This window comes from Methylomonas albis (genome assembly GCF_014850955.1).
GTDB classification, from domain to species: Bacteria; Pseudomonadota; Gammaproteobacteria; order Methylococcales; family Methylomonadaceae; genus Methylomonas; species Methylomonas albis.
Map to the genome: position 1 here is coordinate 4,806,941 of NZ_JACXSS010000001.1, position 26,620 is coordinate 4,833,560.

Annotated in this window: 25 protein-coding genes; 12 read left to right on the top strand and 13 right to left on the bottom strand. The window is 52.6% G+C overall.

Annotated features, from left to right (window positions below; genetic code table 11):
* Window positions 1-22: 22 nt before the first annotated feature.
* Window positions 23-850, bottom strand: coding sequence for an undecaprenyl-diphosphate phosphatase (locus EBA_RS21680; RefSeq protein ID WP_192376655.1), 828 nt, complete (start codon window positions 848-850; stop codon window positions 23-25).
* 315 nt (window positions 851-1,165) lie between these two features.
* Here EBA_RS21680 and EBA_RS21685 point away from each other — a divergent pair, with 315 nt between their 5' ends.
* From EBA_RS21685 to EBA_RS21705, 4 genes are all read left to right on the top strand, one after another.
* Window positions 1,166-1,567: a hypothetical protein gene (locus EBA_RS21685; RefSeq protein WP_225616392.1), complete on the top strand. Its 402-nt coding sequence runs from the start codon at window positions 1,166-1,168 to the stop codon at window positions 1,565-1,567.
* Entirely contained in the window at window positions 1,555-2,727 is a 1,173-nt protein-coding gene (locus tag EBA_RS21695) for a bifunctional aminoglycoside phosphotransferase/ATP-binding protein (RefSeq protein WP_229427881.1), read from the top strand. The genes EBA_RS21685 and EBA_RS21695 overlap by 13 nt, the downstream gene beginning before the upstream one ends.
* A 328-nt stretch (window positions 2,728-3,055) precedes the next feature.
* On the top strand, window positions 3,056-3,490 hold the full coding sequence (locus EBA_RS21700; RefSeq protein WP_192376656.1) for a hypothetical protein: 435 nt from the start codon (window positions 3,056-3,058) through the stop codon (window positions 3,488-3,490).
* A 516-nt stretch (window positions 3,491-4,006) separates the two neighbouring features.
* Window positions 4,007-4,708 (top strand): DUF2490 domain-containing protein, encoded by a 702-nt coding sequence (locus EBA_RS21705; RefSeq protein ID WP_192376657.1) that lies wholly within the window; start codon window positions 4,007-4,009, stop codon window positions 4,706-4,708.
* A gap of 170 nt (window positions 4,709-4,878) precedes the next feature.
* On the opposite strand, the gene EBA_RS21710 is transcribed toward EBA_RS21705, so the two are convergent.
* The 4 genes from EBA_RS21710 to EBA_RS24660 all read right to left on the bottom strand — a co-directional run bounded on the left by EBA_RS21710 (window position 4,879) and on the right by EBA_RS24660 (window position 7,479).
* Window positions 4,879-5,175 (bottom strand): hypothetical protein, encoded by a 297-nt coding sequence (locus EBA_RS21710; protein ID WP_192376658.1) that lies wholly within the window; start codon window positions 5,173-5,175, stop codon window positions 4,879-4,881.
* A gap of 302 nt (window positions 5,176-5,477) precedes the next feature.
* On the bottom strand, window positions 5,478-6,464 hold the full coding sequence (locus EBA_RS21715; RefSeq protein ID WP_192376659.1) for a FecR family protein: 987 nt from the start codon (window positions 6,462-6,464) through the stop codon (window positions 5,478-5,480).
* A gap of 74 nt (window positions 6,465-6,538) precedes the next feature.
* A complete protein-coding gene (locus tag EBA_RS21720; protein WP_192376660.1) occupies window positions 6,539-7,057 on the bottom strand; it encodes an RNA polymerase sigma factor in 519 nt (172 codons plus the stop codon).
* Between the two features lie 287 nt (window positions 7,058-7,344).
* A complete protein-coding gene (locus EBA_RS24660) occupies window positions 7,345-7,479 on the bottom strand; it encodes a hypothetical protein (RefSeq protein ID WP_267873601.1) in 135 nt (44 codons plus the stop codon).
* Between EBA_RS24660 and EBA_RS21725 the strand changes: the two genes are divergently transcribed.
* Complete coding sequence (locus EBA_RS21725; protein WP_192376661.1) at window positions 7,478-9,865, top strand: TonB-dependent siderophore receptor; 2,388 nt, start codon at window positions 7,478-7,480, stop codon at window positions 9,863-9,865. The two genes, EBA_RS24660 and EBA_RS21725, sit on opposite strands and share 2 nt — an antisense overlap.
* Before the next feature lie 157 nt (window positions 9,866-10,022).
* On the opposite strand, the gene EBA_RS21730 is transcribed toward EBA_RS21725, so the two are convergent.
* From EBA_RS21730 to EBA_RS21745, 4 genes are read right to left on the bottom strand one after another with little or no spacing between them, the layout of a single operon-like run.
* Window positions 10,023-11,138 carry a HupE/UreJ family protein gene (locus EBA_RS21730; RefSeq protein WP_192376662.1) on the bottom strand — a complete coding sequence of 372 codons (1,116 nt, stop codon included), beginning with the start codon at window positions 11,136-11,138 and terminating at the stop codon, window positions 10,023-10,025.
* An 8-nt stretch (window positions 11,139-11,146) separates the two neighbouring features.
* Window positions 11,147-11,815, bottom strand: coding sequence for a hypothetical protein (locus EBA_RS21735; RefSeq protein WP_192376663.1), 669 nt, complete (start codon window positions 11,813-11,815; stop codon window positions 11,147-11,149).
* Between the two features lie 27 nt (window positions 11,816-11,842).
* Entirely contained in the window at window positions 11,843-12,220 is a 378-nt protein-coding gene (locus tag EBA_RS21740; RefSeq protein ID WP_192376664.1) for a copper resistance CopC family protein, read from the bottom strand.
* A 24-nt stretch (window positions 12,221-12,244) separates the two neighbouring features.
* Window positions 12,245-13,465 (bottom strand): sialidase family protein, encoded by a 1,221-nt coding sequence (locus EBA_RS21745; RefSeq protein WP_192376665.1) that lies wholly within the window; start codon window positions 13,463-13,465, stop codon window positions 12,245-12,247.
* A 372-nt stretch (window positions 13,466-13,837) separates the two neighbouring features.
* Between EBA_RS21745 and EBA_RS21750 the strand changes: the two genes are divergently transcribed.
* Window positions 13,838-14,428, top strand: coding sequence for a CHRD domain-containing protein (locus EBA_RS21750; RefSeq protein ID WP_192376666.1), 591 nt, complete (start codon window positions 13,838-13,840; stop codon window positions 14,426-14,428).
* Window positions 14,429-14,647: 219 nt separating this feature from the next.
* On the opposite strand, the gene EBA_RS21755 is transcribed toward EBA_RS21750, so the two are convergent.
* The 4 genes from EBA_RS21755 to EBA_RS21770 all read right to left on the bottom strand — a co-directional run bounded on the left by EBA_RS21755 (window position 14,648) and on the right by EBA_RS21770 (window position 18,753).
* Window positions 14,648-15,202 carry an HXXEE domain-containing protein gene (locus EBA_RS21755; RefSeq protein ID WP_192376667.1) on the bottom strand — a complete coding sequence of 185 codons (555 nt, stop codon included), beginning with the start codon at window positions 15,200-15,202 and terminating at the stop codon, window positions 14,648-14,650.
* A gap of 119 nt (window positions 15,203-15,321) precedes the next feature.
* On the bottom strand, window positions 15,322-16,728 hold the full coding sequence (locus EBA_RS21760; RefSeq protein WP_192376668.1) for an ATP-binding protein: 1,407 nt from the start codon (window positions 16,726-16,728) through the stop codon (window positions 15,322-15,324).
* On the bottom strand, window positions 16,728-17,387 hold the full coding sequence (locus EBA_RS21765; RefSeq protein WP_192376669.1) for a response regulator: 660 nt from the start codon (window positions 17,385-17,387) through the stop codon (window positions 16,728-16,730). Before EBA_RS21765 ends, EBA_RS21760 begins: the two co-directional genes overlap by 1 nt.
* 136 nt (window positions 17,388-17,523) lie before the next feature.
* Window positions 17,524-18,753: an NADP-dependent isocitrate dehydrogenase gene (locus EBA_RS21770; protein ID WP_192376670.1), complete on the bottom strand. Its 1,230-nt coding sequence runs from the start codon at window positions 18,751-18,753 to the stop codon at window positions 17,524-17,526.
* Window positions 18,754-19,416: 663 nt separating this feature from the next.
* Between EBA_RS21770 and EBA_RS21775 the strand changes: the two genes are divergently transcribed.
* From EBA_RS21775 to EBA_RS21800, 6 genes are all read left to right on the top strand, one after another.
* The gene (locus EBA_RS21775; protein WP_225616393.1) at window positions 19,417-20,802 is read left to right on the top strand and encodes a GMC family oxidoreductase; all 1,386 of its coding nucleotides are present in this window, start codon (window positions 19,417-19,419) and stop codon (window positions 20,800-20,802) included.
* 23 nt (window positions 20,803-20,825) lie between these two features.
* Complete coding sequence (locus tag EBA_RS21780; protein WP_192376671.1) at window positions 20,826-22,565, top strand: alpha/beta hydrolase; 1,740 nt, start codon at window positions 20,826-20,828, stop codon at window positions 22,563-22,565.
* A gap of 11 nt (window positions 22,566-22,576) precedes the next feature.
* A complete protein-coding gene (locus tag EBA_RS21785; protein WP_192376672.1) occupies window positions 22,577-24,163 on the top strand; it encodes a hypothetical protein in 1,587 nt (528 codons plus the stop codon).
* A gap of 71 nt (window positions 24,164-24,234) precedes the next feature.
* Window positions 24,235-24,819 carry a MarR family winged helix-turn-helix transcriptional regulator gene (locus tag EBA_RS21790; protein ID WP_192376673.1) on the top strand — a complete coding sequence of 195 codons (585 nt, stop codon included), beginning with the start codon at window positions 24,235-24,237 and terminating at the stop codon, window positions 24,817-24,819.
* Between the two features lie 4 nt (window positions 24,820-24,823).
* Window positions 24,824-25,075 carry a ubiquinone biosynthesis accessory factor UbiK gene (gene ubiK, locus EBA_RS21795; protein WP_192376674.1) on the top strand — a complete coding sequence of 84 codons (252 nt, stop codon included), beginning with the start codon at window positions 24,824-24,826 and terminating at the stop codon, window positions 25,073-25,075.
* 6 nt (window positions 25,076-25,081) lie between these two features.
* The gene (locus EBA_RS21800; protein WP_192376675.1) at window positions 25,082-26,590 is read left to right on the top strand and encodes a YifB family Mg chelatase-like AAA ATPase; all 1,509 of its coding nucleotides are present in this window, start codon (window positions 25,082-25,084) and stop codon (window positions 26,588-26,590) included.
* Window positions 26,591-26,620 lie beyond the last annotated feature (30 nt).

A 26,620-nucleotide genomic window follows, 5' to 3' on the forward strand; every position in this document is an offset into this window, starting at 1 on the left:
CTGCCGTGTGTGACGCCAGATGCTAATCCACCGTCCACTGCACCAGACCGCTATAGGCGCTGGCAATTACCACCACGCCAAACACGATCCGATACCACGCAAAAATAATGAAATCGTGATGACTGATGTAACGCAGTAAACCCTTAACTGCCAGCAAGGCACTGATAAAGGCGGCGATCAAACCCACCGCGAACGATAGGGCGTCGCTCTCGACATTCAACAGATCGCGGTGTTTATATAAGTCGTAGAGACTGGCGACGACCAAGGTTGGAATCGCCAAAAAGAAAGAAAACTCGGTAGAAGCCTTGCGCGACAACCCGAATAACAAGCCGCCGATGATGGTTGCACCGGAGCGGGAGGTACCGGGAATCAACGCAAAAGCTTGGGCTACACCCAATTTCAATGCATCCAATGGACTCAGATCGTCTACGCTTTCGACGCGAATTTTATGCTCGCGCTTTTCCGCCCAGATGATCACAAACGCACCGATGATAAAGGCCAAGGCCACCGGCACCGGTTTAAACAGCGCGGCCTTAATATACTTGCCAAACAGCAAACCCAGCGTTGCCAGCGGCATAAACGCAATCACCAGATTCAACACGAATTTTTGCGCCTGTCTATCGCTGGTCAACCCGCTCAGCACCGAGCCGATCTTGGCTCGATATTCCCAGCAAATCGCCAGTATCGCGCCAACCTGAATCACGATGGTAAACAGCTTGGCCTTGTCGTCGTTAAAATTCAGCAAGTCGCCGGCGAGAATCAAATGGCCGGTGCTGGAAATGGGAAGAAATTCGGTTAAACCTTCAACTACGCCGAGTATCAGGGATTTTATGATGAGGGTAATGTCCATTTTTTAATCAGGCTCCGTACCAGTCAGGTACCAGGGTCGAAATCAGCATAGCGATGAGGGATGTAAATCAGTCGAAATTGGTAAGCCTATGAAAAAGCCATATAAGCGGGGCGGGATTATAGTCGAAATCTCTATTATTACGTAACTTTACCCTGTAAGGCTCGGCAAATCCTAGCATTTACGCCCCACCTTCGCCGCGCCAATTTCCGTCTAACATCGCTTTGCATAGCCGTTGCCGATCTGCCAGAATCGGCGGTAATACTGGCATTACCTTTTCGACTGTAATCGCGCGTCGTCCCAGCAAGGTTTTTGATCATGGCAAACGCATACCCACCTCTGATAGCCGCACTTTGCGAACCAGCTTGTTACCCGCATCCGGTCAAACGGGTTACCGTGCTGGAGACCCATATTTCCTGGGTGCTTCTGGCCGGCCGCTACGCTTACAAAATCAAGAAACCGGTCAACCTGGGCTTTCTGGATTTCAGCCAACTCAGCCAAAGACATTTTTATTGCCAGGAAGAGATTCGCTTGAATCGACGTCTGGCACCCGGCATTTATTTAAAGGTAACGGCGATAGGCGGCAACCCTGCTCAACCCCTAATTAACGCAGAGCCGGCATTTGAATTTGCGGTAAAAATGCGGCGCTTTGCCACCGGCAAGCTCCTGGATACCTTGCTGACGCGGGGGAAGTCACTCCCGATCATATTGACAGCTTAGCCGAGACTGTCGCTAAATTTCATACAGGCTTACCGCCGGCAAACCCCGAATCGGACTACGGCGCGCCGGCCGCTATTGACGCGCCGGCCCGGCAAAATTTCCAGCAGTTGCTTGAACTGCTGCCACCTGAAGACGCCGCATTGGTCAATCAACTGCAAGACGGCTGCCGGCAAGCGTTTTTAGCAGCCGAAACCTTGTTCAAACAACGACAGCAAGCCGGTTTTATCCGCGAATGTCACGGCGACCTGCACCTGGGCAATATCGTGCTGTTAAGAGGCCGGCCGGTCGCATTCGATGGTATCGAATTCTCGCCGGCATTACGCTGGATCGATACGATCAGTGACGCGGCATTCTTGATCATGGATTTAGTCCATCGCGGCCGCGCCGACCTGGCATACCGATTTTTAAACGCGTATTTGCAAATCAACGGCGACTTCGCCGGCTTAGGCGTATTGCGCTTTTATCTCAGCTACCGAGCGGCAGTACGCGCGAAAATTGCCGGATTTAGGTTCGCACAAACCGGTGCCGAATCGGCCAGACAAGAATGCCTAAGCTACCTGAGTTTGGCCGGCAGCAGTTTAAGGCCGCGTAAACCGGCATTAATTCTGACTCACGGATTGCCCGGTTGCGGCAAAAGCGCAGTTTCGCAATTATTATTGGAAAAACACCAACTGATTCGCTTGCGTTCGGATGTCGAGAGAAAACGGCTATTCGGATTGAGTGCCGGCCAAAACAGCGGATCGGCAATTGATAGCGGTCTATACGACCCTCAAGTGAGCCAAAAAACCTATCGCCACCTATTAAGTAAGGCGCAAACCCTGCTTGAATATGGCTTTGCACTAATTATCGACGCCTCTTTTTTGAAGCACGCCCAACGCAGTCCGTTTCAGTTGCTGGCGCAAAACCAGGGAATTCCTTTCGTCATTCTCTCTATAACGGCTACGGAGGCAGTGTTGCGGCAGCGTATCCTACATAGACAAGCAGAAGGCTTCGACGCGTCGGAAGCCGACCTGGCCGTACTCGACCAGGCCATGACCAAGGTGGAAGCATTACAAGCCGAAGAATTGCCGTATAACTTGGTATTGGCTAACGATAACGATGGCCTGGATAAAAATGACCGGCAAGCAGCCTGGCGTGAGTTGGCACGAGTATTAGAATAAATTTTCGCGGAATGGCATTTGCCAAATGGTAGGTTCTTGGCAATCGCTGCACATACCCGGATTTTGACGTATGCACAGACTTTTCCTCTGACTGTCGCCAATTTGGCGCTTCCAAGCTAAAAAACAGCCTGATCCAGAACGCGGTAGCTTCACTGATTGGCAAAGGCCGGACTGTACACAATCGGCGCAGTAAAAGCGTTCTCTTGGACATTAGTAAATTCACGGTAAATTAGCTTACGAGGGTTGGCATTTCCTACCATCCACGATCTTTGTTAGAATCGCGGGCGATCGCTAGATAATTAAACCAATAAAAACCACTATTTGAGCCATGAATAAAAAGAAAATTATAATATTTGCCATCTGTCTGGCAGGCCTGCTTGCCATCCAGATTAAGCTCTTCCTGCCGTTTATGTACGACATCGCCGCTTCTGATTTATTTTTGGTGGAAAGCAAGGACGCCGCCAACCCTATGTCCATTAGCACCGACATGACTGCGCTGGCATTTGCAAACTGCAACACTTATATCAAGAACGAAGCCGATGAAGATCAAAGCCTGTCATTTGCCAGCCAAGCGACCAACGCCTGGACTCTCGGTAACTACGAATATATCGTGAATGCCGACGTTGAAATCAGCAGCAAGGACAGCCCCAACGTCACACGCCACTACGCGTGTCGGATTCAATACAACAAAGGCGATGACACCTCCGGCGTAAACGATTTCGACAACTGGTCTATCGAAGGTGTTAGCGGATTAACCGATTAAGCTCAATTAATCGCGCCAAGACTGCCCTCTGGCTACCGGGGCAATACCCGTTAAGTTAAGACGTTCGCTGAGCGGAGCCGAAGCGAATTGACTGGCTTAGATTCCGCTAAGCCAGCGGCTTGTCTTGGCAATAGTTTCTTAACTTAACGACCCGGCTGTCCGGGGCTTATTGCAGGCCAACGCAACACAAAACGACACGTTCCATACCTAGCTGTCTATTGGCAATCTGTTTTTCTCAACATATTAATTCGGGCGACAATCTCTATATTAATTCGGGCGACAATCTCTGCCGAAACCGCCCCCGTAGCTTCTCTCATTTAGCCGTTCCCGCTCTTCAGGTAGCTCGCCAGTCAACCTTCGATCATGTCAAACACGTTCCGTTGCGGTGTAGCTTAGAATATAAATCAAGGCTGCGAGCATTTATCAAGAATTGAGAAAGCTTATCTTCGTCTGCGAAACCGTGCACCCAAGCAGCATGTAATCCGCTCGAATTCAAGACATTCGGTATAAAAACATATGCAAAAAACACACTTAGCCCTGCTGCTCGCAGGCTTAACGCTTGCTCCATTTGCCGAGGCCGGCCCGGTGCGAGACGATTTCAGCACCTGGATCAGCAATACCTATCAAACCGATTTTGGCGGCAGCCCCTATTTGGCTTTTCTGGAATTGGCGCCACGCACGAAGACCGACAATACGCTGTTTAGCCAAATCATCGTCCGCCCGTTAATCGGCTATAAAATCACCAAACAGCTGCAATTGTGGCTAGGCTATACTTGGCAGGGTGAATACAGCGAGCAAACCGATTTCGAACTCGCTACCAACGATGCGATGCAGCAGTTGCAATGGATAGACAACTGGACGCCACAGCTAAATTTTCAATACCGTTTTCGTTTAGAGCAGCGCTTCTTTGCCGACGAAGGCGATGTCGGCCATCGCATGCGCCACCGCTTCCGCTTCGTGTATTCCTTACCCGACAGCCAGGCTTATTTGATCGCGCTGGATGAACTGTTTGTGTATTTCAACTCGATAGACGAAGGGCGGCTGGCGCGTTCCGTGCAAACCGGCATTAACCAAAATCGCAGCTATGTCGGGGTAGGCTACAAGCTCACGAAAAACTTGAATGTCGATACCGGCTACCAATTGCAGTACATTCATAACTACGGCGCACCCGATGTGACTAACCACGTCTGGCTAAGCAATATCAACATCAATTTTTAGATCGGAGAAAGTTCGGGGATTTTTAGGAGCAATTGGCGTCCGTTAAATCGACTTGGTCAATGCGTTGGGTAACTCGGATGTTTCGGGAAGATAAACAAAACCTTACTGCCAAAAACATACAACTGACGCTATATGCAGCCTGTGCGGGCTGCATATAGAATCCACGGCTCTCAGCTAAAAAAGCTCAAACGGTTTTTCACTTCCACAGCTACCAGTGCGTCGTAATGACGTCGCAATACCGAGTCGGTAGGACGCGGAAATAGTGTGGCTTCAATTTCGCTTTGCAGCTGCTCCAGAAAACTTGACGTCGGCGCAGCGCCGTCAGCCTGGCTGGTCAGTGTCGCTGGCGTTTGGCCTTTACCGGAACGGAATAATTTGCCGAAAAAGGAAAGTCCGCAACCCTGAGACGAGTATGCGCACGCAGCGACCAGGCCGCTCAGTATGAACAATACAATGGCTTCGAACATATCAACACCTCATGACTAGTAAAAAATACCGGTCAAAGCGGATTGCCAAAATCAATCCGGCCTATACCGGCGGTTCTTGCCAAGCAATTAAGATGCCACCATAAAACAAATATAAGATATTGATATATAAATAATATTTGAGACCACACCCCTAAAAACCCTGCTACTTTCCTGACAATTTGTCGCTTATCCGCCAAGGCGGCGGCTTGAAACACTTCAGTTAGGCCGCAACCAACTTGCACACGCCATCTCCGGAAAGTCTCACCGACCAAATTATCAGTTTCGCTTGAAACCCCAAACCATCACATATGCAAAATCACCAGCCACGGCCCTAACTTCGTCATACGGATGGACAAGGATTTTTGCAAGGCGTCCAGCATGGCCAGACTGTCGGTAGGGAACACACCGCTAACGCGAAAATGCGTTATCTCCTGGCCTTGAAGCAGGATTTTGGCTTTTGAATACCGGTTCAACTCTGTCACCACGTCAGCCAGCGCCTGATCGTTAAAAATGAGTTTGCCGCGTTTCCAGGCATTTAACTGCTTGAGATTTGCCGCGTCCGGCTTATTTAAGCCACCGCTGCCGACATACTGCAGATGCTGCCCTTCCTCGACCCGCATCGGCACCACATCGGGTTTGTCGGTCAACCGTACCGCCACCGCATGCTCTGTGACGCTGACCTCGACCGCACCGGATTCCCGCCGCGCCACATCAAACACCGTCCCCAAAGCCCGGACCGCGGTATCGCCCGCGACAACTTCAAACGGCCTATGTGTGTCAGCGACGACCTTGAATTCGGCTTGCCCTCTGAGCAACACCACCCGCCGCCGCTCCGCCGACCAGTCCAGCGCCAGCGCGGTATCGGTATTCAGCAGCACACTGCTGCCGTCGGCGAGTTGAATCTGCTGTTGCTCACCAACGGCGGTTGCATAATCGCTAAGCAACCAATCTTGCAGCATGCCCCGGCCCAACATTGCCCCAAGCAGCAGCGAGGCTGCCAGCGCCAAGCCCGCGAGACGCGGCCTGCGGCGAATTGCTACCGCTTGCGGCACCGACCGCAGCTGCCCGGCCGGAAGATTAGCGGGCGGCGCAGCTTTGACCGCCTCAGCAACCGAACCCCACAGCATCTCGGCCTCGACATAGGCTTGCCGGTGCGCGTCGTCTTGCCTATACCAAACCTCGAACTCGCAACGCATGGCATCGGTAACCGACCCGGAACGCATCTGCACCAACCAGTCTATCGCCTGGTCGGCTAAGCTTTCGCCGGAGTTGTCGGGATTGATGTTCATCAAGGCAGCGGGGACAAAGGAAGAGGGTGGGAACGATATAATAATGCCGCCGAAAAATAAACCGGCTACTGGATTCAATACTGTTCGCGACTGGCCCGGCAATGCTTTAGGGTCTTAGCAATGCGTTTGGCGATAACCCGTTCGGACACCCCCAGACATTCGCCAATTTGCGTATACGTCAGGCCTTCAATGGCGCTCAGGTAAAAAGCCGTACGGCAATCGTCCGGCAATTCATTCAAGGCTGCATCGACCGCTTCCAGATCTTGCAAAACCATCAACTGCTTTTCGGAATCCGGGTCATTGCTGGCGACCGCCTCCAGCATGTCGGCCGGCATATCCTGGGCTGGAGCATAACGGGCTCGGACCGATTCCTTGCGAATGTGGTCGACCACCAAATTGCCGGCGATGAAAAACGCCAAAGCCCGCCTATCCTGGGTGGGCCCGCGTTGTTCGGAGAACAAAATCCGCAAGAAGGTTTCCTGGGCCAAATCCTTGGCAGTATCCGGGCAATGCAAGCGCCGCAGAAAAAAGCCAACTAAATCGTCCCGGTTTTCCCGAAAGAAATGATCCAGATTATCCGAAACAGCATTCATCAGTTGGCGTATGGGCAAGGATAAGAAAAAGAGTGAGCGGCTTATACAACAGCAAAAATGGCGCCAATTTCTTCAACCGCTGCCGAATCAGGTAAGCCGGCCCGCTGGAAATCTCCACCATTTTGGCTTTGCATAAGGCTTGAGCAGCACCTACAACCCCGGCTTGCTAAATCTCGGTTTGAGCCATACACCAAATTTGCTAGCCTCTGCATGTCACTAAAACCGTGTCAAATGCCGTACAGATCGGGATATGACGCAGTCCAAGCCAGCCAAATGCTTTCCCCAAACTATCTTGATTGCCACTGCATGCCGGCGATGTTGGAAAAAAATATCGCGCCGGTGTTCATGATTTTCGCGCTGAAACGTTGTGAAGAGTAACGCCGGCTATTGGCGTCGCCCTTCACGCAATCAGGAGCATCCATGAGGACATCAACATTCGCCCCGCTTACCGCCACGCCATTCGCCATGACGGCCCTGGCACTGAGCATTGCTTGCCCCACGCTCAGTGCCGAACCCCTATTCGATAGCACACAAACCTATTCAATCGCCGCCGGAGGTTTGACCGAAGCCCTGACCGCTTTCGCCGACCAGGCCAATCTGAAACTGGTGTTCAACGCCGAGCTGACGCGCGGCTTGAGCGCGCCGGCCCTGCATGACACCGTCACCGTTGCCCAAGGCCTGAATAAATTGCTGAAGGACAGCGGGCTGGGCTATCGTTTGGTGGGCAAGGATACGGCGATTATTGAAGCTAAACCGCCGATCAATAAAAGCGAGCCGCAGTCGGCGGCTACGATGCCGGCTGTGACGGTGATGGGTAAGGCGGCGTATGACGCGAACGATCCGTATAGCAAGGACTATGCGCTGCGCGATTCCGCGACGGCTACCAAAACCGATACGCCGTTGATGGAAACGCCGGTAAATATTCAAATCGTGCCGAAAGCAGTATTGAGCGATCAGCAGGCCGTCACCATCGATACCGCGTTGAAAAATGTCAGCGGCGTAACCGCCAGCGCGGGCTCCGGCGGCCTGTCGGACGACCTGTACCTACGCGGTTTTCGCAGTTCGGCTATCTTTCGGAACGGCTTTCGCTACGACTCCGAGTTCAGTTCTTGGGGCAAACGGCAGATGGCCAATGTCGAACGGGTTGAAGTGATCAAAGGCCCGGCCTCCATTCTTTACGGGCGGATGGAGCCGGGCGGCATGGTCAACGTGGTGACCAAGCAGCCGCTGAATACCCCTTATTACGCCTTACAGCAGCAGTTCGGTTCGTTCGATTTTTACCGCACCACAATCGATGCGACCGGTCCGCTGACGGACGACGATACCTTGTTGTACCGGATGAATGCGTCTTACGAAAATAGCGGGTCGTATCGGGAATTGGTCGATAGCGAGCGCATCTTTCTGGCGCCGGTGCTGAAATGGAACATCAGCGCTCGAACGCAAATTACCTTCGAGATGGAATACAAACACGACAATCTGGTCAACGACACCATGGTTTGGCCTTACGTCGACGGCCGGTTCATCGATATGCCGCGCGGGCGCAATTTAATGGAAAAGACCCCGGAGAATCACGACGACATTTTGTTGGGCTTCAATTGGTCGCATCAATTTAACGACGACTGGAGCATCAGCCACCGTTTCGCCACCGAACGCCGGGATACCCCGAACAGCGTAGCGATGCTGGGAGATGGACTGACGGGTAACCAGTTAAATCGAATCGTGGTCGCCAATCCGGCCGACATCAATACTTATTACACGACGCTGGACTTAACCGGCCATTTCAATACCTTTGGATTGAAGCACACACTGTTGGTCGGCGGCGATTATTACAACAACTGTTCGACCGGCCAATATTATTACGGCGATCCCGCGACCGGCATCGACATCTATAACCCTATCCACACCGGCTACCGCTTTCCGACCGGATTTGACCGCTACGACACCGACACCGACTTCTACGGCTTGTACGCCCAGGATCAGATTCAGTTGCCGCACGGGATTCATGTGATGGGCGGTTTACGTTATCAGGTGATCGATCAAGCCGATAAAGTAGCGCTGACAAATCTTTCCGTCGATGCGGTGACTCCGCGAGTCGGCGTGTTGTGGCAAGCACAAGATTGGTTGAGCTTTTACGGCAACTATGTCGAAAATTTTGGCGCCACCAACGGTCTGGCTCAAGGCGGTAAACCGCTGCCACCGGAGAGCGCGCAGCAATGGGAATTAGGTGCCAAAAGCGAGTTTTTCGACGGCCGGCTCAGCGCCACGCTGGCCTATTTCGATCTGACCAAGCAAAACGTCGCCACTACCGATCCGAGCAATCCGCTGTATTCCATTGCGGTCGGTGAAGTACGTAGCCGCGGACCGGAGCTGGACATCAAAGGCGAAATCCTGCCGGGCTGGAATATGATTGCCACCTACGCCAATCTGGACACCCGCGTTACCAAAGATAACAATGGCCGCGAAGGGTTGCGAATGTACGCAATACCAAGGAATGTGGGGACGTTTTGGAATACCTACGACTTTCAACAGGATTCATTGAAAGGCTTTAAAGTTGGCGGCGGCATTACCCTGCGCGATGGCTCCACCAATGTGCCGAATACCTATAATGTGCCTGGGTTCGTCACGGTCGACCTAATGGCGGCCTACAATTTGAAAGTCAGTAAATCCAAAGTCACCTTCCAGCTGAATGTAAACAACCTGCTGGACAAAAATTATCTACAAGACGTGATTCCAGGCCTGGGGCCAAACTCGCGGGTCAATATCGGCACACCGCGAACGCTGCTGGGGTCCATAAAGGTAGAGTTTTAACCCGTGAGACGGTAGGTGTTTGGGCTCATTCCCACGCGCCACGTGGGAATTGCAATCTTCGCCTCGCTGCGGCACAGAATCATCGCAACGCCAAATATTCCGGTCCCCGCGCAGCGCACGGGGACCGGAAAAACGTTCCACACCTACCGGCTAAGGTCTATAAAACCGTCCGCTCCAACAACCAATAAGCGCCCATCAAGGCCACCAGCGCCGAGCAAGCTTTCAGAAATTTCTCGGCTATCGCCGGTTTGTTGTTCAACCACCAGATCAGCGGCAATACCACCGATGCCACGGCAATTTGGCCGGTCTCTATACCTAAGTTAAACGACAGCAAAGGCAACAAGATACCGGTATCGCCGCTGGTAATATCCATTTCCCGCAAGACGCTGGCAAAACCAAAGCCGTGAATCAAACCAAAACCAAAGGTCAGCCATTGGCGACCTTTGGGATGGTCGCCGCGAATAATATTTTCCACCGCCACATAAATAATGGTCAGAGCAATCACCGGCTCGACGAAACTGCTGGGCAGCTGCACCAGGTTAAGCCCGGCAAAGGCCAGGGTGATGGAATGGGCGATGGTAAAAAAGGTAACAATCTTGATCGCCGGCCAGAAGCTATGCGTCACCGCCAGCAAGGCAAACAAAAACAGCAAATGATCGTAACCGGTGAGAATGTGCTCGATGCCCAGTTTCAAAAAATCCGCAAACGCCGAAAACTTGGAATCATTTTGCACGGTGGAAGCGTCGGCCTGGACCAATCCCAGCTGCAGCTGGTCGTCGGCTCGGCTCAGCATTTTCTCGCGCAGCGTGTTCCCGGCAGCGTCGCGCACTGTGACATATTGCTGATGGCCGTCCGGCAACCAGGCCAGTAGTTTGGATTGCAACACCAGCTGCTTTTGCGGCGCAGCCGAAAAGTTGAACTCGACATGGGCATTGTTCTGCTCGTCGTAATTCACGATGCCCGGCGTTGCGATATGTACGTCGTTGCCATCAACATTGACCCGCAACTGCTCAGCCAGCATTTTGGCGATATCCGGCTTGGCCGCTTCGCGCTCGGCGGTGCTGACTTCGGCATCCAGATCGCTGTCCATCGGTGCAAAGGCTTCGATGTCTTGCAAGGCAAAAGTCAATTTGGTGACGACTTGATCAGCTTTGACGGCTACATCAATCGAGCTAAGGCCGGGTGCGTGGGCAACCGCCCAGCCCGATTGCAACAGCAAACCGGCCAATAGCAGATACGGCCCCAAGCCAAACCGCCCATATCGTTTACGCATGTCTTTCACTAGGGCTGTTCCCCATTATTATCGACTGGCGCGGCTTTTTTACGTTTGTACAGATAGATCAAAAACCCGAGCACGACTAACAGCAAGGCCACGACAGCGCCAATAGCGACCAACGGCAGATCTGCGCCTTTTGGGTCGACACCCACTTCCAAGGCCACCTGGAATTTATCGTCGTCTTCCAGTGCTTCGCCGATCAATAGGTACAACACATAATCGCCGTTTTTATCCACATCGGCTTGCGCTTCTACCGCGCCTTTTGGATAGAGTTTGGAGGGAATTTCGGCGACGGTGCGGATTTCGCGAAAGTCATCAGGGGCTTTCTGACCGGTCTTTTCCACTTCCACTAAACGAATGCCGATAGGCGTGGCGCGAATATCGCGATCGATCAGATCGGCGGTGAAAAACATCTTGCCGGCTCTGGGGATTTTTTGGCAAAACGGCACGAAAGCGGCTTTAGGATCGACGTTTTTATCGTCCTTGGACGGTTGCAAATAAGCGCTGAAATGCACTGCATAAAAATCGTTGGCGATGATGCAATCCAAATCCGGGCGGTTGCCCAATGCGTTAGATTGCTTATTGCTAAATCCGAGCTTGTCACAGCCGCTCAGTAAAAAGACGCAGGCCATAAGCCCGGCTATCAATAAGACGGGAAGTCGCTGAATAGTCATAAATGTAAACCGATGGAAGAATGCAAACTAGGGCTTGACGGTAAATTCGAACTTACCGGTGACGATATGGGTATCCTCGGAAACCACTCGGTAGCGGATAGTATAAGTGCCGGGTGCCAGTGTTGGCACCGTGGCATAAATGTTGGCGCCGTTGGTCAGGCTTTGCCCGACATCGTGATTATCCACGCGCTTACCGGTGCTATCGATCACAGCCAGGGCTTTATATTCGCTGCGTACGGCGTCGTTAAACCACAAGTCGATTTGCTTGGGCGATTCTGTGACGGTTTCGTCCTTAGCCGGTTGCGATTTCACCAAAATAGCGTGCGCAAATGCCGGAACCGGGCTGAATAAGGCGATGGCCAACAAACAGGGTTTTATTATTTTTGTTATGTCTAACTTGGGCATGACCACCTCTTTTAAGTATAAAAATCATTGTAAAACTGCCGCCGACCATTGTTTGCCAGCTGGCGTTTGCTCTAACCACATTGCCAGCAAGCCAGTCTGCGTGGCGACGATGCGCGGAAATGTTGCCGAACCGCCTGACAAGGACAAAGGTTTTGCCGCCGACCAATGCCCGCCATTGTCGGCGGATTCCGCGACGGATACTTTAGAACCTTCCGGCCCCAGCGCATCCCACACTGCAACCAAGCGACCGGCACCGAACGCGATATCCGAATGAAATGCCCCGGCTTCGCCAAGCCGTTGCGGCGGCGTCCAGCTTTTACCACTGTCGGTGGATTGCATATGATACAGCCCTACCTGATTTTCCGCGCCGGTCCATACCAAACTGTGCAAAGAACCATCGCCGGCCACGCTCAATCCGCCGCCGTTATGCGGACAGCCATCGAAAATCCAATTGAACTCACCTACCGTACTCAAGCGCTGCCAACTGGTGCCACCATCAGCAGTTTGTGCCAACGCCATATCGCGCGGCTGCATATCCCGATACAACAGATTCAACTTGCCATCGGCGCCCACAGCCAGGCGGTTCCAGCAACACGAGCAACTGGAATCATCGATAGTCTGTGCCAGTTCCCAGCTTTTACCAACATCGCTGCTACGCGCATAGCGCACACCTTGGTATCCGTTCTCGTCTCTATCGTCCAGCCACACCGCATGAAAGCGGCCTTCGCTGTCAGCCAATAATTCGTGGTGCGATTGATCGGCATCGCTGCCGGTCGGCTTGGTTCCTTGCTGCCAAGTTTTTCCGACATCAGTCGAATAAACAGTTAGCAACGGCCCCATACCCGGCAATTCGCCGGTAGTTTGCCAGACGATCAGCAATTTGTCGCCGGCTGCGGCAATTTGAATATCGTTGCCGATTTTCGCCTCAACAGGCTGATTAAATTGTGGGCTTAAAGCGCTGGGTGGCGACCAATGTAAGCCGCCGTCTTCCGAGCGCAGATAGCCTATATACGGTTGCTTGCTACCGGCTGGCATCGCGACGAAAACAGCATGCACAGTCTGCCTGTCGACATACACATCGAAACTGACTAGATTTTGTAAGCCTAGCGCTTTGGCGTCTATAGGGCTGAGAATAGTCTGACCCAAAGCCGGCTTCGCGGTCGCAAGTTTTTGTTCGCCACAACCAAACAACGCCAAATTGGTGAGCACGGCAACGCCCAAATAAATAGCCTTGAAGTTTGGCATGGGTATGACGCCTCTCCGACAAAAAAGGCGATGATTAGACCATATTGACGCGCAAATCAGAACCGGGAAACTTGCCAAAAACGGGAAATGCCAGCAACTTTGAGCAATACAGAAGCCCAATGGATACCAGTAGCGTCGCTCAAATTTCGGCCCGCTGATTGAAGGACAAATCGACCTATCCCGGCTTTGTCGCCGGCCCACTTGGTTTAATATCTAGCCATTGAAAAAATTAAGAATTATGTGATTGACCGCACATATCAAAGCAAGTGACAATCCAATTGCCTTTTAGGGGAAGGTAGCGAACTGAGCTATCGGCAGACGTTTTTTGACACAAAATCCATTAATCCAGCATTGGTATTTAGGGAGATTTTCATGAAAAGCATTATGTTGTTACTAGCGTTACTGTCGGTAAGTTTAACCAGCACTGGCGCGGCAGCTCACGAGCTTATTTATACTGTCGATTTATCTGGGCCAAACGAAGCCCCCGCAAATAGTTCGCCTGGTACTGGCAAAGGTCTAGTCACTTTTGATCTGGACTTAGTCACCATGCGGGTTCAACTTTCTTTTAGCGGCTTGACAGGCAACACCACCGCGTCACATCTCCATTGCTGCACTTCCCTAGCCGGTATCGGGACGGCGGGCGTAGCCAGTGAAACTCCAAGCTTTAGTCTATTTCCTTTGGGCAAAGCATCCGGCAGCATGGACCAAACTTACGATCTTAGCCAACAATTCGGTTATAACAGTGCATTCATCTTTAATCATGGCCAAAATGTTAGCTCCGCATTGAATGCCTTGCTGGCCGGAGCGGCAGAGGGCAAAGCCTATCTCAACATTCATACTGAGGCATTTCTCGGCGGCGAGATTCGCGGATTCTTGCAACCAGTCCCCGTACCGGCTGCAATTTGGTTATTTGCTAGCGTCGTCGGTTTGTTCTCTTTAAGCCGCCGTCGCAACCAAGCTTAAAATACCGAGTAGGCGCTGCGGCACTTTTTTGGCAAAAAATAATCAGCGATCACGTAACCATTTCCAAAACACAAATTGGCCGGAAAAGCTTACGCGCCCTCCGGCCTGCTTGGGCTTCAGGGCGCAACCATCTTTAAAACCGATAAACCCGAGCCATTACCTTCGGCAGGGTTCAAGGATTCCACACAACGGTAAAAACTTGGCAGCACTTGTATCGACTTATAGCTGGCGCCGCACATGCAGCAAAATAGCCGCGTGGATAGCAATCGCTATAACAAGGCCTATCGCATGAAACGCCGGCGCTCCTCCCCCCGCGATTTGTACCTGCCGCAAGGCATACGCGCCAAAGGGTGTGAATAGCACTAACGCAGTACCAAGGCCGGGGTTGTAGCCGCGAAAAACGAAGGCATGCACAATATGGACAAAAGCATTCACCAGCACCAGATAGACCGCGATAAGTGCCCATCCGACATTGCCCCCCGCAGCCAGGTACAGCGACAAGCCGATTACACCCCAAACACCGGGAACATTAGTGATAAATACCGCAGTTGGCGAGAGAACGTCCTTACCTTTGCCGAGCGTGGCATTGAAGAACAGCCGGAAACGGTCATTGTCATGTTCTTCGTATTGGTGAAGCATATAAACCGGCAAAAGGAGAAACGTCGCCGTCAATGCTTCTGACCATGACGCCGTCAGCAAGGGCGTAAGCAACAGCAATAACAGCCCGGCCAGGACGCCGCCATAAACCCAGTTCGCAATAAGTCGGTTAAGCATGATTAAGATTTAAAGAGTGGAGAGGGATAGAAGTAATGCAGAAAGTATAGTCACACTTTGCTTGCAAATGACGGCTGGAGCCAATCCGTCCTTGGCAATACCACCATGCTAGAGTCGAACTACCGCCGCTGATCGATCAAATCCAGCCTCAAGATTGCTTTCAATCCACCCAAACTCGACTTGGCAAAATCGATCTCGGCAGCATGCAAAGCCACAATGCGCTGCACGATGGACAAACCCAAGCCGCTACCCTCGACGCTACTGGCGGTCTCCACGCAACGGTAAAAGCGCTGGGTGATGCGCTGGTAGTCGTCATCGGCAACGCCGGGACCGCTGTCGTCCACGCTTAAATAAAGCCGATTTTTTTCGCGGCGACAAACCACTTTGATACAGCCTTGAGTAGGTGAATATTTGATTGCGTTATCGATTAAATTGCGCAGTAACACCTGAAATAACTGGGGGTTGGCGTCTATCAGCAGACCCGACTCACCTAGTAATTCAATATCGATGCGTTTGGCGCGGGCGGCGTGATCCAAATCGGAAATCACTTCGATCAAGGCTTGATTCACATCGACAGACTGCTTGGCAATCCCGGCTTGTTGGTGCTGCACCCGTGACAAAGTCAGCAATTGCTGCACCGTATGTGTCATTCGAGACACTGCTTGTTGGGCTTTTTGCAGAGCCTGATCGCGCATCTGCGCATCGGTGGTTTTTTGCGCCACTTGAATTTGCGTCAACAGACCGGCTAGCGGGGTACGCAGCTCATGAGAGGCGTCTGAGGTAAAGTTGCGTTCGTTAGCAAAGGCCTGTTCCAGCATCGCAAATAAGCTGTTGATTTGCGTGACCACCGGCAGCACTTCGTCCGGCAAATTTTCAACATCAAGTGGTTGCAGATAGCCGGCGGCACGGCTGGCCAATTGTTCCTTGACCTGATTGACCGGCGACAGCGTACGACTAACGATCCACCAGATCATCACGCCCAAAATCGGCAACGCTATCAAAAAACCGATCACTTGTTGGCCGGCGATACCTTCCACCAATTGCCGGCGTATGTCGTCGCGCTGACCAACGTGAATCACATAATTGCCGTTTTCGGTGCTCAAACTGAACACATGCCAAAGCTGACCGTCCAGCATCGTTTCACTATAGCCATTGCGGGTCAGCGACAACGCATATTCCGGGGCGCTTTCCGAGCGCAACACCAAACCTTCTTTCACCGAGCGCAGTTGAAAGGCAATCTTGCGTTCGTACTTATGCCCAAGGATGGGTGTGTCGAACAGTTCAGGGGTTTTGTCACGCTCCCACAACTTGGTCAGCGCCCGTTGCCGCACCATGTTTTCCACAAAAGCATGCACCACGCGCGCCGACTGCGCTAATTCGGCATTAAACAGTTCGGCGATTTCGTCGCGGGTTTGTTTGTAACTGATATAGGCAGTCACACCCCACACCAACAACAGCGAAGACAATAGCGAGAACAGCAGCTGCTTTTTCAGCGAACGCGGCGCCAGTCGAAAGCGTTTACTCATTAATTTTCGTCGATGATGTAACCGACCCCGCGGATGGTGCGAATCAGATTGGTATCCAATTTTTTACGCAGATGATGGATATGTACTTCCACCGCATTGCTTTCCACTTCCGAGCCCCAGGCATATAAAGACTCTTCCAAACGGGCACGAGAGATGACCTGGCCGATATGGCCAATTAGATAACTAAGCACTTCAAATTCTTTTTGCGCCAGATCAACCGGTTTGCCGTTGAAATAAACCTGGTGCGCGGCCGGATCGATTGTTACGCCTTTGTGTTCCAGCAAGGGTAAGCTATGGCCATCATGACGGCGGGCCAATGCGCGCAAACGTGCGCAAATTTCCGCCAGATCGAAAGGTTTGGTGACAAAGTCGTCGGCGCCGTTGTCCAACCCCGCCACCCGTTCGGCGACGCCTTCGCGAGCGGTCAAGACCAGAACCGGGGTACTGTCCTTACGGCGGCGCAGGTTTTTCAACACGCTCATCCCGTCCATGCGCGGCAAGTTCAGGTCCAACACTACGAGATCGTAATGGTTCAATTTCAGCGCTTCGTCGGCCTGCGCACCGTCGATTAACCAATCCACCGCATAACCTTCCAGCGTCAAGCCGGCTTTCAAACCATCACCGAGGATGGCGTCATCTTCTACCAATAATAAGCGCATGATGTTGTGTACCTATGGGCTGAGTGATTAACTTAGCCTGGATTGTAGCAATGATTTCTTAGCGATCTGTGAGCAAGTCAGCAACTTAAAAATTCGCCGGGACGGCGACCAAACCCAGCGAATTACAAAAGCCGCATTAAGCTGAAAGGCTTTGCTCCAGATTGACTCGCAGCGCCTCCAGAAAATCTTCGGTCGTCAAATAATGCGAGTCGTTTAAATCGTCGCCGTAGATGCACAAGGCCAAATCCTTAGTCATTTGTCCCGCTTCGACAGTATCGACACAGACTTTTTCCAGGGTTTCGCAAAAGTTAATCAGCTCAGGATTACCGTCCAATTTGCCGCGAAATGCCAAGCCGCGCGTCCAGGCAAAGATAGACGCAATCGGATTGGTGGAGGTTTTTTTGCCCTGTTGATGCATGCGGTAATGGCGGGTGACGGTGCCATGCGCCGCTTCAGCTTCCATAGTTTTTCCGTCCGGCGTGACCAAGGTGGAAGTCATCAAGCCCAACGATCCAAAACCCTGCGCCACGGTATCCGATTGCACGTCGCCGTCGTAGTTCTTGCAGGCCCAGACAAAGGCGCCGTTCCATTTCAACGCCGATGCCACCATGTCGTCGATTAGTTTGTGTTCGTAGACGATGCCTGTGGTTTGGTATAAGTCTTTGTATTCGGCTTGGTAGATGTCTTCGAAGATGTCCTTGAAACGGCCATCGTATTTTTTTAGGATGGTATTTTTGGTGGACAGATACAGCGGCCAGCCACGATCCAGCGCCACGTTGAAACAGCTACGGGCAAAACCTGCGATGGATTCATCGGTGTTGTACATTGCCAGAGCCACGCCGTCACCTTCGAAATGATAGACCTCAAAACTTTGCTCCGGACCGCCATCGTCCGGGGTAAAGCTGATCTTTAATTTGCCTTTGCCCTTGGTCACGAAATCGGTAGCTCGGTATTGGTCGCCGAACGCATGCCGGCCAATGCAAATCGGCTGGGTCCAATTCGGCACCAGGCGCGGCACGTTATTGCATATGATCGGTTCGCGGAAGACCGTGCCATCCAGAATATTCCGAATCGTGCCGTTCGGCGATTTGTACATTTTTTTCAGTTTGAATTCTTCGACCCTCGCTTCATCGGGGGTGATGGTGGCGCATTTTATCCCCACGCCATGCTTTTTAATGGCATTGGCCGCATCGATGGTAATTTGGTCGTCGGTAGCATCTCGCTGTTCGATTCCCAGGTCGTAATAGTCGATTTGCAGATCCAGGTAAGGCAGAATCAGTTTGTCTTTGATGAAATGCCAGATGATGCGAGTCATTTCATCGCCGTCGATCTCCACCACCGGATTTTTGACGGATATTTTATTCATAACGGCTCCTCACCTATGGCTAAAAATGGCCTCAAGTATAGCCTTCCTATCGCGAAAACAAGGAATGTTTAACGCCATCCCCGACGCTGCGAGTGACCTTTTTCACATTAATCGAATCACGACACGAACTAGGCTATACTGCCGAAACAGCGTCGGCGCATGACGTTGCAAGGCATTGTTCTGTACAGGTTTTTAGCGATACGCTTAGCTTGGCAACACCGATTTTCTTTAACTTTTTGCTAGCAGGACAATGATCCAAAAATAATAAAAAATCTTTCTTGAGGAGGTGTAAATGGCTAATTCGATCTTTGATTACGAAGCGATAGTCATCGGTAGCGGCTTCGGCGGTTCCATCAGTTTTTGCAGGCTCGCACAAAAATGGGGTGCCAAGGTGCTGTTACTGGAACGCGGCAGGCATTATCCGATGGGTTCTTTCGCCCGCTCACCCAAACAAATTGCCGACAGTTTTTGGAGCATGGAAGGCGATGAGGTAGACCGGCCACGCCACATTCAAAACAAGAATCTGCGCGGCCTGTTCGACATTCGCAATTATAAGAAGATGGATGCAGTCATCTCCGCCGGTCTGGGCGGTGGATCGCTGATTTATGCCAACGTCTTCCTCGCCCCCCCGAGCAGGTATTCGAGCAGGGCTGGCCGACCGGCTTGGATAAAACCACCCTTGCTCCGTATTATCAAGTCGCCAAGCAAGTTTTGGGAGCCCGCCCGGTTCCATCCTGGCAAACCGACAGCCGCCGAAAAATCGTCCGCACCGAACTGTTTCAAGAGTTTGCTGCCCACGAAAACCGCACCAGCAAGCTGGCCGACATCTGCGTATTTTTTGGCAACGATTACAACTACAACGGTTCCGACGCACCCATCGCCATCGGTTTGCAGGAGAAAAACCGCTATGGCGCCACGCAAACTTCATGTACCTATTGTGCCGAATGCGATATCGGCTGCAATACCCACTCTAAAAACACCCTGGACCTAAACTACATTCACGCCGGCCAACACCAGCATGGTGGCCAAGTGTTTACCGACTGCCAAGCCGAAAAAATTGTGCCCCTCAATCAGCATGGCGATGACGACGCCTCCGCTGGCGGCGAATTCGGCTATCGGGTGGAATTTCAGAATTTTGCCTCGGGACAGTCGCAAAGCCTGAAAACCCGCCGCGTCGTAGTTTCGGCAGGTACGTTCGGCAGCAACGAGCTATTGCTGCGCTGTCGTGATGTGTATCACAGCCTACCCAAACTCAGCGAGCAATTGGGGCGCTGGTTCTCCGGCAATGGCGACTTTCTGTCATTTGCAGTGGAAGGCAAAAAAGACGCCGACCCCAACTACGGGCCGGTCATTACCCAATACACCGATTACAATTTGTTCGACCGCTTCAATAGAGAGCAGGCTTTCGTACTGGAAGACGCCTCTTATCCGGCTTGGCTGGCTTGGTATATAGAAGGCGCGTTTCCGACCAGCACCCTACGCAAGCTGGTGCGGGCCGTGAAAGCCCTGGCCGCATGGCTGAAAAAATATCTGCACAACGGCATCTGGAACGGTGTGCTGGGATTTTCCTTGCATGAGATTTTAAAGGATGATTTGTCCTCAAAATCCGTAGTCATGCTCTGCATGGGCCTGGATAACGGCGACGGCACACTGACACTCAACAAGGCTGACCGAATCGACCTAGACTGGCCGCAAGAAACCAGCATGAGTTTGTATCAGGCGATTCTCTCGGCCGGCGAGCGCTTCAAAAAATTTGTCAAATCCAATTGGTTTTTCCCGCTACCGACTTGGGACTTGCCGATTCGCCACAACGTGACCGTACATCCTTTGGGCGGCTGTATCTTGGCCGACTCGCCGGATAAAGGCGTGGTCAGCGGCCACCCCGAGCAACGCGGCCAGGCATTTGGCTATCAAGGCCTATATGTCGTCGATGGCTCAATTCTGCCCAGTGCAGTCGGCGCCAACCCCGTCGCAACCATTTCCGCGACTGCGGAATGGATTGCCGAAGGTATCACCGGTATCAAACCCGATGCCAGCTTGGGCGTGTAAACCTAATTCACAGGACTACTGACATGACAACTACCAACAAAGCCTCGTTCGAATTCACCGAAGAAATGAAAGGCTATCTCAGCCTGGGCCAAACCGCTTTCGAAGACGGTTATAGGCAAGGCAAGGAAGATAACCATTACTTCATGTTTCATCTGACCATCCAAAGCGACGATTTGGATACTTTTTTAGAATCCGACGCCCATCAATCGGCGGCCATCGGCTATGTGGAAGGCGATCTGATCGGCGGCCGGCGCACGGTGGATAAAGGCGTGTTCAATCTGTTCGTCGATAGCGCCGATGCCGATCGCAAACAAATGCTCTATCGCCTGTTTTTCACCGATGCCAACGGCCAGGCTTTGACCCTGAGCGGGCGCAAACAGATTCAAAACAACGTCGGTCCGGATCTGTGGGCCGACACCACCACCTTGTTCACCAACTTATTCAAGGGCCATGTGGAAGCTGACAAGGAAGCCAAAGCCAAGGTCTACGCCACCGGCTTGTTGTATATCGAAGTGATGGACTTTGCCAAGCAACTGACCACGATACGCGCCAGCGGCGAAACATTAACAGACCGCTTGCACGCGGTGGAACGCTTCGGCGGCTTCTTTTTGGGCGCGCTATGGGAAGTCTACAAACCGTCCATGACGCCAAAGATGGGCAGTTTCGAGCGGGAGATTCCATTGTATACGCTGGAAGGCGTGAAGGATGCCGAGGTGACGACTCATCACTTTACCACCGCCGACCGGCTGGGTTTGAGTCTGTTACGTTTCAAACGCGCAGCCAGTCAGGACGTGGTCGTTTTGGTCCCCGGCCTGACTGCCGCCAGCGACATGTTCATCATGCCCGAACATTACAATTTGACCAGTTATCTGCTGGACAATGGTTTTGGTGACGTCTGGACCCTGGACGGCCGGATTAGCAACCGCTATTCCTACAACCTGCAACGACACCGTTACAACGTCGACGATCTGGCCCTGTACGACATGCCGGCGGCCATCTCGACCGTGCGCCAGGCGGTGGGGCCGGACGCGCGGATTCACGTGATCAGCCATTGCTTTGGTGCGCTGGCGTTTAGCATGAGCTTGTTCGGTAAGGCGGTAACCGGCATCAGCAGTTTTATCGCCAATGGCGTGGGTTTGACACCGCGCGTACCGCTACCCGCGAAAATCAAGTTGTATCTGGGGCCGCTTGCTGCCGACTATATTCTGGGCGTCGATTATCTGAATCCACATTGGCGGCGTGATCCGGGATTTGGCGCCGGCAAATTACTGGCGATGGCGATTTCGGCATTCCACCACGAATGCGATTCGCCGGAATGCCACATGCTGAGCTTTATGTGGGGCTGGGGCTTTCCGGTGTTGTACAAACACGAAAATCTGCACGATGTGACCCATCGCCGTTGCGGCGACCTGTTCGGCGGTAGTTCGGTCAACTATTACCGTCACGTATTGAAAATGGTCAACGCTGGCAACACGGCCGTCAAATACCAAACCAACGAGCCACGTTACCGGACTCTGCCTGACAATTACTTTCAATATGCCAGCGAGATCGAAACGCCGTGCCTGTTCGTCGCCGGTCAGGACAATGCTTTGTTCCGCGATTCCAACATCGTCTGCCACCAACGTCTGGAGCAAATCGTCCCTGGTCGCCATGAATTGGCGGTGATTCCGGATTACGGCCACGCCGACGTGATCATGGGCAAGAATGCCGCTCAGGATATTTTTCCGCGTCTTGTGGAATTCTTGAATAAACATCGCAATTGAGGAATGCAGCCATGACAAGTACTCAAGAAGATTTAGAACTGACGCTGGCTACGCTGCAAGCAGAACGCAGCGGCCCGGTGCCGCAAAATCGCTTGTGCGTCTGTATCAGCGACGTGCATTTCACCGACGACAGCGCAGGCGACCAAAGCCCGGAAGAAACAGTATGGCCAGCTTTCTTCGATGACATCGTCAGAACCTGCGACACCCAGACAATCAACGAGCTGGTTTTGATTTTGGACGGCGACGTGGTGGATATGATCCGCAGTGCGGAATGGGCCAAAAGCCGGGTATATCCCTGGCAGCGCCAACACCCGGAGTTCGCGCCCTGTTTGACCAGGATTATGAACAAGATCGTTGACATTCACACGCTCGGACCAAGCGAAAGCAAACCAGCAGGATTCTTCTATCTGTTGCAGGAAACCGCCAAGGCGTTGCGTGGCAAGGGCGTAGCGGTTGAAGTGCTGACCTTGCTGGGCAACCATGACAAGGAGATATTCACTGTTCCCGAGGTGTTGAAGACTTTTTACGAGAAATGCCTGGGGCAAATAATTTCGGAACTATCTCCGGCGTATCGTGAATGGGTAGGGCGAATGTACTTCGACAACGAGCAGCAGTTCGCCGCGCCCGACAGCGTGCCCTGGCTGCCGTTTTATTGGGGCGACGCCGGACTGCGGCTATTCATCACACACGGACAATGGCGAGACCGCGACAATTGTCTCAGTTTTAAGGCCGCCAACACCCAACCGGGATGGACCACCAAGGATGGCTGGCGCGCCAAGGCTTGGCAACAGCTGAACTACCAGCCGTTCACCGCGCCCTGCTTCGGCGACACCGTCGCGTCCGGCGCGTTATCGACCTTCATTTATCGCAGTTATCTGGCTCTGGACCAATACCAACGGCAGACACAACCCGAACCGGATCTGACGCGCATCAAACGGATTTTGGCCGAATTGGATCTGTACCGACCAACAACGGCCGCCGTCAGTCGGATCTTGGATGAAACGCGCAATAAAGCGTCCGAGGCAGTGCGCGATATTATCGAAGCCGAGCTATACAAAGCCTTATGCGAATGGTTGCAGGATGACTTTGTGCTGGAATGCTCACCGGCGGCCCGGCGCCTTGGCTTGAAAGCCGCACGAGTGTGGCTGATGCTGACCGGCCCTTTCAATATGTTCCGCATTCAATTGCGGTTGGTGCGGGGTATTTTGTTGCTCGCCGATATACTAGAAAAACTGCTGCCGATATCTGTTTACAGCGAGGATGGCGCCAGCTTTAAAAACCTGCAAGCATTCCCGACCTTTCAAGATGCTTTTCTAGCCCAAGGTTTCCGGCTACACGGCGAAGGCCACACCCATATTCCCCTGGAAGCTGAAGCCGACATTAATCCGCCGCCACCCAGCAAACACAACAACTTTACCTATATCAACTTCGGCGCTTGGCGCGATCAAGTCGTGGATAAGGAAAAAAGCGGTTATCGGCGGCGCGGCGTCGGGCGTACGCTGTATGTGTTGAGTCTGCAACAGCAAACGCCGGGGCAGTATCGCTACTATGTCAAAGACAATCTTAGTTGGGGCGACCACATGGATAGTTTGGGCTAAATCCGCCGATTTCCACACCACAGCCGGCCGCCGTTCATGCTAAGCGTCCGGCCTGTGTTAGAATCGCGCTAATGCATGAATTAGACACATTTAAGCTGATCGAACGGATCAGCGCCTTATTGCGCTCGGAAGAACGCAAAAAATACGCAGCGATCAACTTACAACCAGTGCATGGTCAGGTGTTGGAATATCTGGCCAAGTGCAATAAATACAGCAACACCCATGCTGCGGTGGCCGAGTATCTGGGCTTGACCAAGGGCACGGTATCGCAGACTATTCAGATTTTGGAGCGTAAGCATTATCTGAATAAGACTACCGATCCGTTAGACGGTAGGGTGGTGCATCTAAGTCTAACCGAAGCCGGCATGCAGTTGATCGACGAGTTAAAACCCTTGGATATTTTTAAGCAGGCCGAATCCAAGGTCAGCCGGCAGGAATTCGATACGATAGGCCAGGCCTTGCAAACCACACTGGGCGTGCTGCAGAAAGTCAACCAATCCAAGAGTTTTGGCTTGTGCCGCTCCTGCCATTATTTTTCGGTGGAAGCTCATCACTATCAATGTGGCCTGACTGAACAACCGTTGGATCGCGAGGATACTGATAAAATATGCCGTGATCATTTACCCGTTCCCAATTCATTCATAGACCAAGAGTAAAACCATGTTCGATCCCAAAGCTATAGACAACCTTGCCGAACGTATCGCCGGCGCCATTCCACCCGGTTTGACCAACTTGAAAGACGACGTCGAAAAAAACGTCCACGCCTTGCTGCAAAGCGGGTTATCCAAATTGGACCTGGTCAGCCGCGAAGAATTTGAAGTGCAAAAAGCCGTATTGGCAAAAACCCGCGCCCGTTTGGAAGAACTGGAAAAACGCGTCGCCGATCTGGAACAGCGGATTCCGCAAGCTTAAAGCGCCATGTCACTGGCCGTCGTTTACAGCCGGGGCCGCGCCGGCATAGACGCTCCGCAAGTGACCGTGGAAGTGCATGTCAGTAACGGTTTGCCTGCTCTAAACATAGTCGGCTTGCCCGAGACAGCGGTGAAAGAAAGCAAGGATAGGGTGCGCGGAGCGATCATTAATTCGCACTTCGAGTTTCCGTTTCAGCGCATCACTATCAATCTGGCGCCCGCCGACTTGCCCAAAGAAGGCGGCCGCTTCGATTTGGCGATTGCCTTGGGCATTCTGGCTGCTTCCGGACAAATCCCCAAAGACGCACTGCATGAATACGAATGCATAGGCGAACTGTCGCTAGGCGGCGAATTGCGGCCTATTCCCGGCGCTTTGCCAGTGGCAATCCATTGCCGAAACGCTTTCAGACAACTAATTCTGCCAGCAGCTTGTGCGGCGGAGGCCTCGTTAATCAAGGATGCACAATTGCTGCCGGCTAGGACGCTATTGGAAGTCTGTGCTCATCTTGCAGGTCGGCAAGCCATTGCGCCAGCCGAAATCAGCCTAGGCGTCGAGCAAGTAGTCTATACCGTCGACTTTGCCGATGTGCATGGCCAATTTCACGTCAAGCGAGCCATGGAAATTGCCGCTGCCGGAAAACATAATTTACTGATGCTAGGCCCGCCCGGCACTGGTAAATCCATGCTGGCGGCGCGTTTGCCGACGATTTTGCCGGAACTCAGCGAACAGCAAGCTCAGGAAACGGCCGCGTTGGCCTCTATCAGCGACCATGGTCTGGACGTCAGCCGTTGGCGGCAACCTCCATACCGAGCACCCCACCATACCGCATCAGCTGCGGCGTTGGTTGGTGGCGGCAGCAATCCCAAACCTGGCGAAATATCCCTGTCGCACAACGGTGCCTTATTTTTGGACGAACTTCCGGAGTTCGATAGAAAGGTTTTGGAAGTTCTACGCGAACCCTTGGAAACCGGCCATATCACTATTTCCCGCGCCAACCGCCAAGCCGATTTTCCGGCCAGCTTTCAATTGATCGCAGCAATGAACCCCTGCCCATGCGGCTATCTGGGCGATGCATCCGGGCGTTGCCGCTGTACATCGGAGCAAGTAGCCCGTTATCGCGCTAGAGTTTCCGGACCGCTACTGGACAGGATAGACATGCATATGGAAGTACCGCGCGTCGCGCTAGATGTATTGCGTAAAGGCTCGGCGACCGGCGAAGAACTTAGCGAGACTATTCGTCAACGCGTCGTCGCGGCCCGAGAAATCGCTTACCGACGCCAAGGCAAAGCCAATGCCGCGCTGACCGCCGCCGAAGTGAAGACTATTTGCGGTTTGTCTGAAACCGGCCACCAGCTACTGGAACAAGCGCTGGAAAAATTCGGCCTGTCGCATAGGGCTTACCACCGGATTTTGAAACTGGCGCGAACGATTGCCGATCTGGCCAATTCCCCGACTATTGAAATCGCTCACCTTAGCGAAGCCATAGGCTACCGCAAGCTGGACAGAACGCGCTAAAGTAAGTTTTCGGCTGGCAAAAATTGATTG